Here is a 16,378-nt window from a genome sequence, read left to right on the forward strand (position 1 = left end):
AGAGACGGCAATCTTGTTTTTCTTTCAGGGGTTAAAACAAAAAGAAATTTCTGATTTATTACATATAAAATTATCACTTGTAAAATATCGTGTTTCGAAAGCAAAAGAATTACTGTCAAAACAGTTGGAGGAGGGAAGAGATTGAAGCAGTATCAGAGAAAAATCAAGGAGTATAAATCCTTGATACAGAAGGAATATATACAGGAAACGGCAGTTTGCACAGTAATGGAACGGTGTTCAGACATTGTGAGCCGTCAGGATAACAGACGGGCGTCATATTTCGAATTTTTATTTGAGCAGTTCAAATTTATCAAGAAAAGATGGTGGGCCCTGCAGGGAGGAATCCTGTTTCTGCTTTGGATTCTGCTAGCGGACTCAGATGGAGGAGCAAATACAGAGCGGACACTGGGGGCTATGTCGGTGATGTTTTCTGTGATGATCGTACCTGAAATCTGGAAGAACCGGAGATTTTCTGCAGTCGAGATCGAAAAAACGGCATTCTATTCACTGCGCCAGATCTGTGCTGCAAGGACATTGCTATTTGCAGCAGTGGATCTGGTTATGATTACAGCTTTTTTCAGTATTTCAGTTTATACACTACAGATTTCGGCATACCGGATCATCATAGATTTTCTAGTGCCGCTTAATGTTTCCTGTTGTATCTGTTTCCGACTATTGTATAGCAAATGGAATGATATGGAGCATATTGCTGTTTTTCTAAGTATATCCTGCATACTGATTTGGACGCTGATTGTGTCCACAGATTCTATTTATCAGAAAATTTCGGTACCGATCTGGGTTGGCTTGCTGATCATATCGTTTGGTTATCTGATCTTTTGTGTTCACAAATCGCAATGTAACTGCGAAATAAACTGGGAGGTGAAGTCGAGTGGAACTGCAATTTAAAAATGTAACAAAAGCTTATGGAGATGTACATGCAGTAGATCACGTAACACATTCTATGGAGAAAGGTGTATATGGGTTATTGGGAGTAAACGGAGCGGGGAAAACCACTTTGATGCGGATGCTGTGTACAGCGATAAATCCGACAAGCGGAGAAATCTTGTGGAATGGAAAGGATATCTTCAGTTTGGGAGCATCTTATAGAGGGATACTCGGTTATCTGCCGCAGAATTACGGGTTTTATCCGGATCTTTCAGTGTATGACTACATGATGTATATTGCATCCATCAAAGGACTCCGTCCCATCGTGGCAAAGAAAAGGGCTTTAAAACTGCTAGAGCAGGTCGGGATGGCTGAAAAGCGAAAAAAAAAGATGCGCACTTTATCAGGGGGAATGATCCGGAGAGTCGGAATTGCTCAGGCGATGTTGAATGATCCGCGGATATTAGTATTGGATGAGCCAACCGCCGGTCTTGATCCGAATGAGAGAATCCGGTTCCGAAATCTGGTCAGTGAATTGTCGGAAGACCGCCTTGTCCTGCTGTCTACCCACATTGTGTCAGATGTCGAATACGTGGCAAATGAAATCATATTGATGAAAGAAGGAAAATTTTTCTATACAGGAACATCGGATGAGATTATTTTGTCTATGGATATGTCAGTATGGAATTGTACTGTTCCTAAAAGGGAACTGAATAATTATATGAAGAAATATCTGACTGGAAATGTAAGGACAGTTGCCGACGGAGTGGAACTAAGAGTCCTTTCAAAGACGCCGCCGGCAAGGAATGCAGTACAGGTGGAGACAACACTGGAGGATGCATTTCTTCTGTATTTTGGAGAAAAGGCAGGTGATAAAGATGATGTTCAAATATGAGTTGAAAAAGATTTTTTCTAAGCGGGTTAATCAGGTTTTGCTTGCGGCAGTGCTTGTGGTGACGATTATTTATTCCGGTATGGCAATCGGAAGTATGCGCTATGTGGATGAAGAGGGGCAAAATCACACTGGGATTGAATCGGGACGGCTTCTGGCTGAAAATATCAATCAATGGAAAGGGGAACTTACAGCGGAGAAAATTTCCGAAGTAATAAATGATTACAAGACGATATCTGCCAAATATCCGGATGAAATACCAAATACAGAATATGGAAAAACAGTACAGTCATATTATGATATTTATAGTTTTGTAATTGGCATAATGACTCCAGATTCAGAATGGAATGAAAGTGTAGTATATCAGCTTTCAGATGAACAGCTACAGAATATCTATACAATCTATCAGGACAATATGAAGAAAATAGTGGAAGAGTATGGTACTACACCTGAAAAGAGAAGTTATCTGGAAAGCGTTTATAAAAAGATAGAAATACCTTTTATGTTCGAAGCAAAAGATTCCTGGACTACGATGACAATGTACGCACAAACTTATGTACTGTTAATGGCAGTGATCATAGGTTTTTTGGTAGCTGGTATATTTTCCGGAGAGTTCCGCCCGGGAACAGAGGATGTTTTTTTTGCCACTAAATATGGAAGAACGAAGGCAATAAAAAGCAAGATTTTTGCGGGAATACTTGTGTCAACGGTTACCTATTGGATCGGAGTGGGGGTATTGTCTCTTATCTCATTTGCAGTAATGGGAACAAGCGGATTTTTCACGCCGTATCAGATTGATGATCCATACAGTATTTATGTTATGACATATGGAGAATATTATTTGCTGATACTTGTGGGCGGGTATATCGTGACAATGTTTTGTGCTGCGTTGACTATGCTGGTGACAGTTAAGATGCATACACCGAATCTGGCGATTTGTATCCCGTTTTTCCTGCTTTGTATGATGCCGTTTATCGCAAGAGTATTACCGGCATTTGATGCTTTTTTCAATTTGCTGCCAACTGTATTGACTAATATTTTTAATGCAGTGAGGACGCCGATTCTTTTTCAGATTGGTTCGTTTGTATTTCGTCAGATTTCGTTATTGATGTTTCTGTACATCTTATTATTTATTGTACTGTTGCCTTTAATATATATAGGTTATAGTCGATATGGGTTAAAGAAGAAATAGTATTACGAACGTCTGATAAAGCTATTGAAACTTTCGGCTGTTACTGCAGAAATTTTATGATCCGGATAAAAAAGAGGGCTACTGATAAATTGCGTAATTGTGCCTCTTTATATAAAAGAGAAATTAAATGACATCACGTGAACTCGTTCGGGATATGTTTATAAACTATTTCCGGATATTTGAAAAAGATCAGGAAGGGTTGAAAAGCAGGTGATACCATGGGAAAGTAATGATTCTTACGTTTTCTGATTCCGAGGAAGAAATTCTGAATAAGATTAAATCGGTTCTAGTCTGTGAAAACACAGTAGAGTTTATGGATAATGTAAACATTCAAAAGTTGAGATTCCCAAGTCTGGAAATAGACCAGCTTCAGCGTTGTGTAATCAGAGAAGATAAGACAGTGGGGCTTACCCGACATGAATATGATCTGCTTCTATATCTTGCGTTATCTCCTAATCGGGTATTCACGAAAGAACAGATCTATCAGCATATCTATGAGGAAGCGGAGTCAGAAGTGAATAACCGAATTTACGGTCTGATTAAGAACTTGAGAAAGAAAATAGAAGAAAATCCGGAAACACCGCACTACATAGAAACGATACGTGGTGTTGGATATCGCTTTCGGGCATAAAAGGAGCCGTCCGGCAATGGGCGGCTCGAAGTGTTTCTCTTGTTGTTTATTTATTGTTTTTTTCGTTGTATACTGATAAAACGAGGTGATAAAAGTGGCATATAGAATTTTGATCGTGGATGATGACATCGAATTATTAAAGATGTTAAAGAACTATTTTGAAATCAAACGATATGATGTAATGATGGCAGAAGATGGCACAGATGCTTTGGAAAAAATCCATAAGAAACCGGATATTATCTTGCTGGACATCAATATGCCTAAAATAGACGGATTAGAAGTATGCAGACGTATCCGGGGCAAAGTAACTTGTCCCATTATCTTCCTGACGGCAAAAGTGGAGGAGCAGGACAGGGTAAACGGGCTTTTATCCGGTGGGGATGACTATATACTGAAGCCGTTTAGTCTGAAAGAACTGGATGCTCGTATTATTGCACATTTGAAGCGTGAGGAGCGTCATAAAGGGAAGTCTGAATACAGATTCCACGGAGACCTCAGTATTGATTATGGAGCAAAGAGGGTTCAGATCGGTGAAAATGATTTGGAGCTTACGAAGCTGGAATATGCAATCATTGAGTTTTTGTCCATGAATCCAGGACAGGTTTTTGACAGGGAGCGGATATACGAAAAGGTGTGTGGTTATGATGCGGAAGGTGACAGCCGTGTTGTTACGGAACTGATCCGGAGAGTGAGAAAGAAACTGGCGGAATATACGCAGACAGAATACATTGAGACAGTATGGGGGATGGGGTATCGATGGAAAAGATAAGAAATTTATCCTTGAAAAAGACAATGGTTTTATATACGATACTCAGCTTGATTGTCACTTTTTTTCTTTCTGTGTCAATTATTGAGATTGCCGGGCAGATACAGGAGGAGGTCTGGTGGAAGTACGTGGATCAGGACGAGTATTATCAGGCAATGAATGACCGCAATGAAAATTTTGAGGTAGTGGTACCGAGACCGAATCAGAGTAAAATGAGCAGAATGGACTGGCATATTTCAGAAACCTGTGATTTCCTTCAGACGTACGGAGTATTGCTTTTTTCTTTTGCCGGATGTGGAATTGCGGTCAGCCTGTTTTACAAAAATAAATTAAAGAGACCGATTCAGGAACTGAAGATGGCATCACAGATGATTGCGGAGGAAGATCTGGATTTTCATATGGCTTATGAGAACGAGGACGAGATGGGGATGCTGTGCAGGGAATTTGAAAGGATGCGTGGGCAGTTGGAAGAAAATAACCGTAGACTTTGGCAGATGATCGAAGATGAGCGGGTACTGCGTGCAGCGATTGCCCATGATATCCGCTCGCCGCTTGCAATCATGCGGGGATATCAGGAAATGCTTTTGGAATTTGTTCCGGAAGATATGCTTGATCAAGAGAAAATGATGGAGATGTTAAGGGGCGGTATGCTTCAGATTGAACGGATGAACCATTTTATTGATGGTATGCGGAAGATGACGAAACTGGAAGAACGGGAATTAAACTGTTCCGTGGTGGATATCCGGCAGTTGATCAGCCAGATAAAAACGCTGGCAGAAGTCATGGAAGAAAAATCAGAAAAGGACTTCACGGTAACGGCAGTGGGAGAGTCGGAAACTCTGGTCGCAGATGCGGAAATCATCATGGAAGTAGCGGATAATCTGTTGTCCAATGCATTCCGCTATGCCAGTCAGAAAGTCGGGCTGAAGCTGACAGTGACGGCGCAGGATCTGAAAATGAGTATCGGTGATGACGGAACGGGATTTCAGGAAAATATCGATACGGTGACACAGGCGTTTTATCATGAAAATTCGCAGGATGATTTAAAGCATTTTGGAATGGGTATGTATATCAGCCGTATCTACTGCGAACGGCATGGCGGGAAACTGCTGATAAAAAATGCAGCAGATGGTGGTGCGGAAATTGAGGCAGTGTTTAAAAATTATGTATCAGAAAAACAACAGCAGAAATAAATGGCTGTTGTTTTTTTGTTGTGATTTGTAGGCTATGCTGTTTGTAGAAAAAAGAAAGGCGGGATGACTTATGAAAGCGATCATAAAAAGGAATCTGAAAAATTATCTTAAAAATCCGATATTTTGGACCGGTTTGATTGTTGTTTTAATCAGTATGTACCAGACACTTGCACCTTATCTGTCCATTCATTACGTGAAGCCGGATGAAACCTTCAGGAAGGTAAAAATGGCTTCCGATGGGGATGTTATGGAGGGATGTATTCCGGCAACACCGGATAAGGAGAGAGAACTGTGGGAGAAAGAGATTGTAAAGATACTTCAAGACACAGAGAATGGGTTTGGCATGTCGGAAGCAGAGGCGGAGGCAGTGATATCTGAGATGAAACAGATGGAGATTACGGAGGCGTGTCAGTATCTGAAAACGGAATACCACTTTAATGGTGCCAATTATGTGTATGAGGACGTTTCATGGTATCAGGGAAGCCCGGAGGAAGTCAATCGGTATATCAGAGAAAATCTTGAGAAACATCCATTCTCCTATTATTTCGGAAGAAAATTTACAGATTTTGCAAGCCTGCATATGGCATTCTTTGCAACGGTTCTGCTGGCGTTTTTATTTTTCCAGGATATGAGGAAAAATACTTATGAATTGCTGCACACCAAACCGATGACGGCTTTTCAATATATTGCCGGGAAAATAAGCAGTGGATTTCTCATCATGACGACGGCACTGGTCATTATGAATATCGTATTTATCATTTTGTGTTATGCCACGGCAGTAAAATCAGGATTTGCTATGAATATACTGGATTTTGTTCAGAATTCGATCCTGTATGTCCTGCCGAACATCCTGATGATCTGCTGTGTGTATGCGGTTACAGCGCTGCTGTTTAAGAATCCGCTTCCAGCGGTTCCGGCGCTGGTTCTTTATATCATTTATTCTAATATGCTGACATGGGACAGCAAAGGACAGTGTCATGCAAGACCATTCTCTATTATGGTTAGATTTCCGGGGAATTTTTTTGAAACGGGATTGCCATATCGGGTATATCTCAATCAACTGCTTCTTGTGGCAGCATCCATACTGCTCATGTTTATAGCGGTGTGGATGTGGAAAAGGAGGAGAGTACATTGAAGAAAGAAGTAAAAATATGTATGCCATATTATAAAATTGCATATTCAATCGCTTTTGTTGTGATATTGAGTGCAATCCAGCCTGTTGTATACGCAAACGAAATCGGAGGGGCAGTGGAAAGAGCTGTTTCGCTTCTGGCAGTCGTTTTCTGTGCAGATACTTATCTGGTGGAAGTGCAGAGCAAACGCTCGGAAGTATTCTGCCTTTATAATCTAAAAAAGCAGGCAGGGGTAGTTTATAAAAGACTATTTGTGCAGGTAGCTTATCTGATTGGAATCAGTTTGTTGGCATATGGACTCTTTTATTGGCAGAAACCGGTGAATCTGACAGAAGAATTAGATGGCGGTGCCTTGTTTGGAATTTATTGTATTGCGATTCCCGGAACTGTTTTGTTTTGGAGTGTGCTTTCCGTAACTGTCAGCAATCTGGTTCGAAACAGATGGATTGGTATGGGTGTCGTGCTGCTTTTCTGTTTTTTCTCTATTTCCGGAAAGGCAACTCAGTTTTTGAAAAACTGGGGACCATTTTCCTACGGAACTTGTGATTTCGGTAAGCTGACAGAGTGGAGATGGCTTGGCGGGAAGGTGCTGTGCGTGGTATTTGCGGGGATGATGCTTGCATTTGTTCCTAAGATATTAAAGAAGAGAGGGTAAGATTATGAGTATAAGAATAGACGATTTAACAGTAACATTTAAAAATGGAGTGACAGCGGTAGATCATGTGGATCTGGAAATCCCACATGGGATATTTGGTCTGTTAGGTGAAAATGGTGCAGGAAAAACAACGTTGATGCGGGTGCTTACAACGGTGCTTGCACCCACAAGTGGAAAAGTTCTGTTAGATGGTACGCTATATTGCGAAGCAAATTACGAAAAGATACAGAAAAAGATTGGGTATCTGCCACAGGAAATTGATCTGTATCCGTCTTTGACTGTTCGAGAATGTCTGGAGTATATGGGAGATCTGGCTGGAATTGAGAAAAGAGAAAGCAAGAAAAGGATTGATTACTATCTGGAGAAGACCAGTCTTGCAGACCATCAGAAAAAGAAAATGCGGCAGCTTTCAGGTGGAATGAAGCGAAGAGTTGGATTAGTGCAGGCATTACTCCATGAGCCGGATTTTTTAATTGTGGATGAACCAACAACAGGGCTCGATCCGGAGGAACGCATCCGTATCCGTAATTTACTGGTAGATTTTGCAGAAGAACGCACCGTATTATTTTCAACGCATGTGGTGGAGGATCTGATGGCAACCTGTAATCAGCTTGCGGTTATGAAAAAAGGTAGATTCCTTTATACAGGAACAATGAGGGAATTATTGAATAAGGCAAGAGGGCATGTATGGGAATGCTGTACAGAGGACGAAAGCCTTGCAAGAGAATTAGAAAGAAAATATCATATTTCCAGTAAGCAGTATACGGAGGAAGGAATTAGATTAAGACTGTTAGGGGAGAATATGCCGTCAGAAAGTGGATGTATAGCTTGTGACGTAACTTTGGAAGATGCATATATCTATGTAACCAATCGATAAACATTGTTAATGAGGAGTGAAAGCTAAATGCTAAGAAAAGCAGGTGATGTTATGGGAAAGTGATGATTCTTACCATTTCTGATTCCGAAGAGGGAATCCTGAATAAAATTAAATCAGTTCTAGCCTGCGAAAGTACGTTAGAAGTTATGGAGATTACAAATTCTGAAAAGTTGACATTCCAAGGTTTGGAAATAGACCAGCTTCAGCGGAGCGTAATCAAAGATGGTAAGGTTGTGGAACTTACCAGACATGAATATGACCTGCTTTTTTATCTGGCCTTATCCCCCAATCGGGTATTTACAAAAGAACAGATTTACCAGCATATTTATGAGGATGTGGAGTCAGAAGTGGATAACCGTGTCTATGGGTTAGTCAAGAATCTGAGAAAGAAAATAGAAGAAAATCCGGAAGAACCGCACTACATAGAAACGATACGTGGTGTAGGCTACCGTTTTCGGGCATAAAAAGAGCCGTCCGATTGGGCGGCTCGAAGTATTTAAACAGCAGTTTTCTTCACTGCCTGTTTATAGTTACCGGTAGCATCGTAATCTCCAGAGAGGAGCAGATTCTGGCGAAATTGCTCCAGTTTGATCTTGAAGCGTTTCCCATCCTCAACAGTCGTAAGCATGGTAAGAGCTTCTAGCATTCCCTGAATATATCCGGTTAGCAGGTAATATCTGCAGGGTTCTTCCGATGGTGAGATATTGGACAGGGTTTCTTCCAGATGTTCCTGACGTTCCCTGAGCCATGCATCCCAGACATCCAGTTCCAAATCAGTCATGGTGTTCCTCCTTTAAATCTGATGATAATCGTCTTTGGTGTGGAGGGGAGAAGTTTCATGCACAAGCATTTTTCTGCTCCAGATCCAAATATGGATTTGTAAATTCAAAAATAATAAGTTCATCCGCATCGAACATGAGCTCCAACTCTTTTAGTGTAGCTGCTGGATATCCGCAATCTCTGAATCGTTCTAATACGTCTGTTTCCGTTTCAAATGGTTCACCGTCTTCCAGCTTTTCTCCGATTATTAAGCCACATGGAGTCAATAGGCTTTCTTCATATAAGCGGACACAATATCGGTCAGGGAAAAATAGGTGTGCTTCATCCGTGTTATAATAAATTCGTTCTCCAGGTTCTATGCTTTGCATCACAAAGGGAACATGATATGCAGCGGCTATCGCCTGATATGCTTCATAAAGTGGAGTCCATGCTGTCTCTAAAGAAAGTAGAATATACGTATCATTCCATTCCATGTAGCTGACATTTCCACGAAGAGATATTCCGGTGGAATCTATTTTCTTGTGGGAAAATAAATTGCCAATCCAGCATAAATCAGGATTCTGGTTCAGAATGATGTAGGTTTCCAGGTCCTCCCACAAGTCATATAGTCCTTCCGGATTTCCTTCTGTATAAAAGATCACATCATCACAGCAGATATTTGCCATTACACATCCACCTCCGTTCCAAAAGTTTCACCCATATTCTGGTTGGGAACCGTAAGGTTTACAGGGGATAAGGTGCCAGAGGCAAGCCATTGTTCGATTGCATCAATTACCTGCTCCAGCGTGTCGTTATAAGCCACATTGCAGTCTTCCAGTCGGAGAAACTGCAGGTATGCTTCATGAAGAAGGCTTGGATCATCACGCAGCGTTTCATATGGAAGGTTGCAGAGTCCGATTCTTTCCTCCAGACGTTCCATGGAGCGGCGGATGAAGTCGCAGGAAATAAATTGTTCCCGGTAGATGTTATAAGCAGCTTCAAGCTGGTCATAGGTCAAAATAAATGAGACTTTCTCGCAAGGATTAGATGGTTGTTCTTTCATGGTAAATTCCTCCATTCATACTATGATTGGCTGGTGGTACGGATTCTCTTTGTTCGGGAGTAAGATGTACCAGTAGTTTCCAGCGCAGGTCGATTTCTCGGTGAATCCAGGTATCATTTTCATAAACTTCATGTGTCAAAAAATTGTAAATTGTCGGTTCTTTTTCTATATCATCCAGATCTGCGACCAGACAAGTTGCCTGATTCACATAGGGCCAGAGTGCCTGTTCGACCATATGGCGTAGTTCCAGTATCAGAGGATATATCTGTCCTACATCATAGGTTTTGGACATGCAGGAGCTGATTTTCTTCAGCATCCCGGAAGTTTGTATCATCTGGTTGATGACGGTACATTGTTCCTCCACATCTGCATCCGGATTCAGGACCAGCCGGTGGAGCAGCACAGATTTTGCATAGGCAGAAGCGGTCAGGTTGATGTTTCTGACCAGTTCTTCATACGGCTGCTTATACTGTGTCTTCAGCACTTCCAGAGGCACATGTTCCCGGTTCTTCTTTAAGGTGGAGAGGAGCCCCGAAAGGCAGCTCTCCAGTTCTTCCATTCTTGTCAAGCACACATCGCCTCCAGCTCCATCGGAACACGGGTGTAGCTGAGACGGTAAATACTGTTGCAGGTCTCAAATACCACACCGTTTTCGGATACTTCCAGAATACTCTGCACCGGACTGGTAGCAAAGGTCTGGTTATAACTATAGATCCACGCCCGTTCTCCCAGATGGAGGGGCAGGGACAGGATTCCGGTGAGGACATATTCTTTCTTTTGGGTGGTGTGTAAGGTTATATTTGTATTCTTCATTGATTTCACGCTCCTTTCCTTACTTAATTTTGTTTGCAATTACGGCAGCGACCAGTTTAGCGCATCCCAATTCCATCTCGGATAAATGCTGTCCGGTTCTGGAACAGAGAAGAAGTGCCAGCGGCTCTCTGTCTTCCCTTAAAATCGGGAAAAAAGCACAAACCGGTTGACGGGTGTTGGATACCGGGTAGACAGGGCAGTTCTCAGCAGAGATCAGTTCCTGGCCGTCCGCAACCAATTCGGCGAGTTCTTCTGTAACGGGAGTGCCTTCCGGAAGATAGATGCCCGCAGATACGAGTATGTGAGCCTCACTGCAAATTGCGATACCACAGTGGATGACACTGTAGAGGACGGAAAGATAGGAAGCCATTTCCTCTTTTCCGTTTAAGTGGGTAGGGCATTTGCGTAAAAGCAGCTCCATTCCCACATTTTCCAGTTCCAGTGCATCTCCGTCTGAGAGCTTCATTTGTTTCCGGATTTCTGCAGGGATGACGATACGCCCCTGAGAGTCCATGGTCCGGATGAGTGCAATATTCATAACTAAAGTCTCCTTTCTTAAAAAGAGGAGAAGCAGTAAAGTACCGCTTCTCTTCTGAAAATTTAGGCAGCGTAAGGCGGAGCCTGTGCTGTCTGTTGCATTTGACTGTTCTGCTGGTCTGCCAGCATCCGTTTTCCGTTATTGATCAGTGATGCAGCAATCACCGTTTCCCAGTTGGAAATATAGGAATCCGTCCGCTTCAGAAGCGTGAACAGATCCATGTCGGTAAGCTGGATGGCTGTCGTCTTTTCGGACTGGAAGCTGCGTGGCTGCATGTAGGAACCACCGTTCTTATTCTGTGCTTTGATGCCTTTCCCATTTACAATCTGGATTTTCCATGGGCTTTTCATAGGCTGCCCTTTGGAATCATAGGGATGTCTGGAGATATAAAACATCTGGGCTGTGGAATAACCGTTCTGATCGGGATTGCCGTAGATCTTGCTCTGGCTCCATTCAAATTCCTGAAAACCGGAAGTGATCCGGGTTAAGAGGAACTGGATCTGTTCCGGTGCCAGGTTGAAACGGGTGATGATATTCCGGTCTCCGGTACCGTTGGAATAATCCTGAATGGTGATGCAGATTAAAGAATGTACTTTATGCCCGTTTTCCTGATATTCCCCTTTGGCATGTAGCTGTGCATAGTTGCCGAGTGGTGCGTAGCGGAGCCGGTCATAAAAGGCAATGAGTGCCCGGTCATTCTGGATCTTGCAGATCTGGTCGGTAATCCGGTTTTGATAAGTTTCATTCATGAGTATTCACCTTCCTTTATTTGAGATGCTGTTTGACAAGCTGTGCCATATTCTTTGGAAGCTCTTCCAGTTTCGTGATATCCAGGAATCCGTCCTTGTAAATCCTGCGGATATTTTCCTTATCGTCACCAATGGCAGCCGCAAACAGGATGACATCCCGTTTTTCGTATTCTTTCTTGATGCCCCGCAGATCTGCCTCTGCTTCCGTTCCGCTGTAGCCGTAATCGGCTGGCTGACCGTCAGAAATCAGGATCAGCAGCTTCTGAAGCTCCGGGCGTGTGCACAAATGCTCTGCTACGAAGCGGAGAGCTGCGCCGTCCCGGTTCCCGTTGCGGTCGCACATATCCATCAGCCGGTAACAGTCCTCATTGTCCACAGAATCAAATTCTGCATAGGAGTAAAGAGCAACGCCGCCTGCATCCGTGGAATGCCCGTAAATGGTGATAGGGATACCGAGGCTTTTACAGAAATCATAAAGGACAATGGCAGTCTTTCTTGCATGTGTCATCCGGTCACCCCAACCCATCGAACCACTCTCGTCAATCAGGAGGGCAACAGCCAGACGTTTTTCCTCTCCTGGAAGTCTGGTTCTGGTAAAGATGGTTCCGTCTGTCTTATAGAGAGCATGGGAGTCCAGACGTTTTCCAAACAGGAGATTCTTCTGCTTTCCGCCTTGCTGTTCTTCTTTCAAAAGCGGCAGGATGGTGCTTTGCAGCTTTTTGGAAGCCCGCAGGAGCGGGGGAGCAACTGTCTGGTATTCATTCTTCAGGTAATCGGAAACACTGGTCAGGCGATGGATGGTAACATGGATGCCTGCATGGGCATTGCCGTAATGAATATCATTGGCTGTTTTCTGCAGTTCCTCGGTCAGTTCCGTCTGACAGTCTTCCTGCACCTTTTCTGCAGCCACATCGTTCAAGATCCGGAACAGATCCTCTGCAGCATGCTCATAGCCGCTGCCCTGATACTGACTGACATAAGTGACGCCGGGGTTGTTTTCATCCAGAATGGTATTGGTCTTTGTAAGAGCGATGCGCCCGCCTTCTTCCGAAAGCACCTGTTTGGCTTCCTCTATAGCATCCTCTTTGGTACGTGGACCGGAAGGAGCATTGCCCTCATCATTCCCGCTTCCTTTTGGGGAAGCTGGTTTGATATTCTTTGGAATGGCACCGCTTTTTCCGGTCGGAAGAGGAGCGCCGCTGCTGACTTCATCCCCTAGAAGATCTTCCAGAGCATCGGCAGCGGAATCCTCGCCATGCATTTCCAATTCCTCCCGTGTTTTTTCGATGAGCGGCTGGATATAGTTCCAGGTCAGGGCTAAGAGCGCATTGGAAACCAGCATCCGGTCAGTGCCTTTTTCCGATTCCATTGCCGTATCCAGAAGATCGGTACAATCGGAAATGGTATCCAGATAATCCCCCTGATAGCCGGTGGGATTGTTGATGTTTCCGGTCCGGCAATAGGAAAGGATCAGGTTGGCAATGATGGAAAATGGCTGGTATTCTTTGTCAATTTGTTCCTGTATGGAAGGAATCTGTTCGGACATACGCAGGTTATTGAGTTCAATCCCCTGTCGGAAGGTGCCGTGGAATTCCTCACACATACGGTCTTCAATATGGATGTCTTCCAGAATGTTTTGAAAAGTTGCGGCGCATCGTGCCAGTGTCAGGCATCCGGCTTTGTCCTTTTCTTCTAACACTTCTTTGATCTCCTCCAGTGCTGTCTGATAAGCTGGAAGGGATAGCTCCGGCTCCTTCGGATAGAAGGAACCGTTTTCCAGACTCCTCAGATGAACAGCGTGGGCTGTGAAATCAGAATAGAGTAAGTGCCCCACTTCATGCCCGGTGAGCCCTGTCAGGCTCTGGGAACGTAAGAAACGGGTGGGGAAAGACTGGGTGATCGGGTTCGCTGCGTTGAGATGTACCTTATAATTGTCGGTATATGCAACGCCTGCCTGTTCGGAAATGTCCCAGTCCAGCAGTACCTGCAGTCCATACCGGTAACGTCCGGTAACGGCTCTGGCAAGGGAGGTCTGGTACTTCTGATAGGCAGCGGAGAGGAATAACTCCTCATCCGCAATGGAATCCTCTTTTGCCCGGATTAGTTTCTTTAAATTTCTTTGGCTGTGATTCACGTGATATTCTTCCTTTCTTTTCTTAGATTTTTTGTCAGCAGTTCCTCCATCGTGCAGCCGTAATACACAGCAAGGCGAAGGACGGCATAAGCCATCGGGGAGGAGTTTGCATTTTCATAATTCATAATGGTTTTCGGGGGAAGATTTAAGATTCTGGCAACTGCCTTTTGTGATAACTTCGGTGTTTTGGCTTGCCGGAGATAAGACAGATTATCTGCCAGATGCTTTCGGATCTGGGCTTCTGTGAGTGCTGCTTTTCTCATAGGCGTGTCCTACGCAGCAAGCACAGTATCCAGACAGCTTTCTTCCACTTCCGTACGGTTCTCAGCATCGGCAGAGGCAGAGGCAAGCACCGTGTAACGGGCCGCTTCCCGGATATCCCCGCAGACCATGTAGGACTGCACCCAGGAAATCAGCTCCCTCATGCCACAGCAGCCATCTGTAATGAGATTTTCCCGGCAGTAGACAGCCATGGATTTGACAATGCGTGTCATCAGACGTACCGTTTTTGCATCCTTGCATCCGGTAACAGCCATGGCACGTTCTACCTGTGTATCCTCATCCGGTTCATCCAGATCAATCACAAGGTTCATTCGGGAAATGACAGACTGGTTCATCTGTTTACAGCCTGCATAGTCATTGTTTGTGGTGATTACGATGGTCGTATCCGGATGACGGTGGATGGTTTCTCCGTTTGGAAGATATACGCTGTTACAGCGGTCTAAAAGGGAGTTAAGTCCAACCAGTACACCGGGATTAGCAATGACCGTAGGCTCCTGTATCTCAAGAATATACCCATAGCGGATGGCTTCGACTAGAGGCGTATCCACATACTGGAAGTTCTGTCCGGAGGTGTGTTCCTTATAATAGCTGTGCATTTCATCAAAAATCGTATCGATCAGCTTCTGGTAGGTGTCCTCGGCAGAAATTTCTTCATCATAGTTTCCGGTCAGCTTCTGATAGGCACCGGAGGGATCTAACTGGATTTCCTGAAAAGACGGGTACTGCCGCTGAAGCCGGGTGCGTTTTCCGTCCACATCCGGAAGAATCTGACCTAAAAGGTCGAATACCTCTGTATTTGCGGAACAGGTAATGCAGCGGTAAGGAAGGTGAAGTGCGGAAGCAATGGCTTTGGCTCCTTCGGTCTTTCCGGTACCTGCCGGTCCCCGTAAAAGAAAATTCCGCATCGGCTGTGTGGTATCCGTTGTCAGTTTTGCGTGTTCGCAGATCCGTTTGATTTCCGGAGGGATGATGTACCACTCTGCCAATGTCGGAACAGATACCTCCTCTTCCGGAGACAGCCTTCGGGATGCGGTCAGGATAAATTTCCCAACAAAATCATCTCTGGAAATGGCTGCCTGTGCTTTCTTAAATCCACTTCCTGGACGTAACACCTGAAAGTCTCCATGGAGCACTTCGGTTGGTGCATAGACCCCCTTCTGGATATTTAACGGTTTGATCAGCGACAATACGCCGTTTGCCGGAAGGTCAATCTTAACACCACCGGTCGGGAGACCTGATGCATAGCGGGTTCTCCGGTAAATGTTGTCGCAGAGAACGGCTGCTGTTTCCGCAGCGGCGTCCAGATCGGGATAACCGTTGTCCCGGTGCGCTTTTAATTCCTGATACTTTTCATTACACTCTTCATCTGCCAGAAAAACCGGCATCAGTGCGAACAGCAGAGCCGCACCGGACTGTTTGGAGTCTTTAAATTCGTATTTTTCCGGTGTGCTTTCCACATCCGGCGGAGGAGTATAGCAGCCTCCGTAAAACTTTCCGTTTAGCTGGTTGTAGACAACCACCTGAAGATCACCGGTTTTGCTCGGATATTCCGCCACAACAAAATTGTTGGATTGGGTACCGACCGCCCCAAGCTTTTCCGGCGGGGTACTGCCAACCGGGTTTTCCAGCTCCAGATAAGCAAGGACTGCCCGCAGAGTAGCTGCATGAAGCGTGGATTTTTTCCGTGGCTGAGTACAGTATTTGGATGCAATGTCATCAAAGATTGCATGGTCCGTATAATCCTCAAATGGTTCCGGGAGTTTGCGTTTGAACCCCCAGGTTGCTACGATGTTATTTGCCATGATTCGTTCCTCCT

General features: G+C 44.2%; 20 protein-coding genes. 10 read left to right on the forward strand and 10 right to left on the reverse strand.

Translation table 11 applies throughout. From position 1 onward, the window contains the following. Positions 1 to 13 precede the first annotated feature (13 nt). From DWW13_RS20040 to DWW13_RS12950, 10 genes are all read left to right on the forward strand, one after another. On the forward strand, positions 14 to 145 hold the full coding sequence (locus DWW13_RS20040; protein ID WP_243026139.1) for a sigma factor-like helix-turn-helix DNA-binding protein: 132 nt from the start codon (positions 14 to 16) through the stop codon (positions 143 to 145). A 744-nt stretch (positions 146 to 889) separates the two neighbouring features. After that, positions 890 to 1,780, forward strand: a complete 891-nt coding sequence (locus DWW13_RS12910) for an ABC transporter ATP-binding protein (RefSeq protein ID WP_008373946.1) — start codon at positions 890 to 892, stop codon at positions 1,778 to 1,780. Beyond that, a complete protein-coding gene (locus DWW13_RS12915; RefSeq protein ID WP_117887984.1) occupies positions 1,764 to 2,969 on the forward strand; it encodes an ABC transporter permease in 1,206 nt (401 codons plus the stop codon). The genes DWW13_RS12910 and DWW13_RS12915 overlap by 17 nt, the downstream gene beginning before the upstream one ends. 229 nt (positions 2,970 to 3,198) lie before the next feature. After that, a complete protein-coding gene (locus tag DWW13_RS12920; protein ID WP_008373942.1) occupies positions 3,199 to 3,600 on the forward strand; it encodes a winged helix-turn-helix domain-containing protein in 402 nt (133 codons plus the stop codon). 94 nt (positions 3,601 to 3,694) lie between these two features. Next, positions 3,695 to 4,369: a response regulator transcription factor gene (locus DWW13_RS12925; protein WP_023921570.1), complete on the forward strand. Its 675-nt coding sequence runs from the start codon at positions 3,695 to 3,697 to the stop codon at positions 4,367 to 4,369. Next, positions 4,357 to 5,559, forward strand: a complete 1,203-nt coding sequence (locus DWW13_RS12930; RefSeq protein ID WP_117470418.1) for a HAMP domain-containing sensor histidine kinase — start codon at positions 4,357 to 4,359, stop codon at positions 5,557 to 5,559. The genes DWW13_RS12925 and DWW13_RS12930 overlap by 13 nt, the downstream gene beginning before the upstream one ends. Positions 5,560 to 5,629: 70 nt before the next feature. After that, positions 5,630 to 6,694 (forward strand): ABC transporter permease, encoded by a 1,065-nt coding sequence (locus DWW13_RS12935; RefSeq protein WP_008373936.1) that lies wholly within the window; start codon positions 5,630 to 5,632, stop codon positions 6,692 to 6,694. After that, complete coding sequence (locus DWW13_RS12940; RefSeq protein ID WP_243026131.1) at positions 6,691 to 7,347, forward strand: hypothetical protein; 657 nt, start codon at positions 6,691 to 6,693, stop codon at positions 7,345 to 7,347. The genes DWW13_RS12935 and DWW13_RS12940 overlap by 4 nt, the downstream gene beginning before the upstream one ends. Positions 7,348 to 7,351: 4 nt before the next feature. Continuing rightward, positions 7,352 to 8,224 (forward strand): ABC transporter ATP-binding protein, encoded by an 873-nt coding sequence (locus tag DWW13_RS12945; protein WP_005333452.1) that lies wholly within the window; start codon positions 7,352 to 7,354, stop codon positions 8,222 to 8,224. Between the two features lie 62 nt (positions 8,225 to 8,286). Next, on the forward strand, positions 8,287 to 8,688 hold the full coding sequence (locus tag DWW13_RS12950; RefSeq protein ID WP_005333454.1) for a winged helix-turn-helix domain-containing protein: 402 nt from the start codon (positions 8,287 to 8,289) through the stop codon (positions 8,686 to 8,688). 32 nt (positions 8,689 to 8,720) lie between these two features. On the opposite strand, the gene DWW13_RS12955 is transcribed toward DWW13_RS12950, so the two are convergent. The 10 genes from DWW13_RS12955 to DWW13_RS13000 all read right to left on the reverse strand — a co-directional run bounded on the left by DWW13_RS12955 (position 8,721) and on the right by DWW13_RS13000 (position 16,364). After that, positions 8,721 to 9,005, reverse strand: a complete 285-nt coding sequence (locus DWW13_RS12955) for a hypothetical protein (protein ID WP_005333456.1) — start codon at positions 9,003 to 9,005, stop codon at positions 8,721 to 8,723. 55 nt (positions 9,006 to 9,060) lie between these two features. Then, the gene (locus tag DWW13_RS12960; RefSeq protein WP_005333458.1) at positions 9,061 to 9,669 is read right to left on the reverse strand and encodes a hypothetical protein; all 609 of its coding nucleotides are present in this window, start codon (positions 9,667 to 9,669) and stop codon (positions 9,061 to 9,063) included. Beyond that, positions 9,669 to 10,046, reverse strand: coding sequence for a hypothetical protein (locus tag DWW13_RS12965; RefSeq protein ID WP_117537003.1), 378 nt, complete (start codon positions 10,044 to 10,046; stop codon positions 9,669 to 9,671). The genes DWW13_RS12960 and DWW13_RS12965 overlap by 1 nt, the downstream gene beginning before the upstream one ends. Continuing rightward, positions 10,027 to 10,605, reverse strand: coding sequence for a hypothetical protein (locus DWW13_RS12970; protein ID WP_005333462.1), 579 nt, complete (start codon positions 10,603 to 10,605; stop codon positions 10,027 to 10,029). Before DWW13_RS12970 ends, DWW13_RS12965 begins: the two co-directional genes overlap by 20 nt. A 5-nt stretch (positions 10,606 to 10,610) precedes the next feature. Continuing rightward, on the reverse strand, positions 10,611 to 10,859 hold the full coding sequence (locus DWW13_RS12975) for a hypothetical protein (protein WP_005333464.1): 249 nt from the start codon (positions 10,857 to 10,859) through the stop codon (positions 10,611 to 10,613). Between the two features lie 19 nt (positions 10,860 to 10,878). Then, the gene (locus tag DWW13_RS12980; RefSeq protein ID WP_005333466.1) at positions 10,879 to 11,397 is read right to left on the reverse strand and encodes an AbrB/MazE/SpoVT family DNA-binding domain-containing protein; all 519 of its coding nucleotides are present in this window, start codon (positions 11,395 to 11,397) and stop codon (positions 10,879 to 10,881) included. A 62-nt stretch (positions 11,398 to 11,459) separates the two neighbouring features. Continuing rightward, on the reverse strand, positions 11,460 to 12,146 hold the full coding sequence (locus DWW13_RS12985) for a hypothetical protein (protein ID WP_005333468.1): 687 nt from the start codon (positions 12,144 to 12,146) through the stop codon (positions 11,460 to 11,462). 16 nt (positions 12,147 to 12,162) lie between these two features. Continuing rightward, the gene (locus DWW13_RS12990; RefSeq protein ID WP_005333469.1) at positions 12,163 to 14,280 is read right to left on the reverse strand and encodes a vWA domain-containing protein; all 2,118 of its coding nucleotides are present in this window, start codon (positions 14,278 to 14,280) and stop codon (positions 12,163 to 12,165) included. Continuing rightward, complete coding sequence (locus tag DWW13_RS12995; RefSeq protein ID WP_005333471.1) at positions 14,277 to 14,543, reverse strand: helix-turn-helix domain-containing protein; 267 nt, start codon at positions 14,541 to 14,543, stop codon at positions 14,277 to 14,279. Before DWW13_RS12995 ends, DWW13_RS12990 begins: the two co-directional genes overlap by 4 nt. Positions 14,544 to 14,552: 9 nt before the next feature. After that, positions 14,553 to 16,364 (reverse strand): AAA family ATPase, encoded by a 1,812-nt coding sequence (locus DWW13_RS13000; RefSeq protein ID WP_005333473.1) that lies wholly within the window; start codon positions 16,362 to 16,364, stop codon positions 14,553 to 14,555. Positions 16,365 to 16,378: the final 14 nt, after the last annotated feature.

The sequence above is a fragment of the Blautia sp. AF14-40 genome, from assembly GCF_003479665.1.
Classification (GTDB): domain Bacteria; phylum Bacillota; class Clostridia; order Lachnospirales; family Lachnospiraceae; genus Fusicatenibacter; species Fusicatenibacter saccharivorans.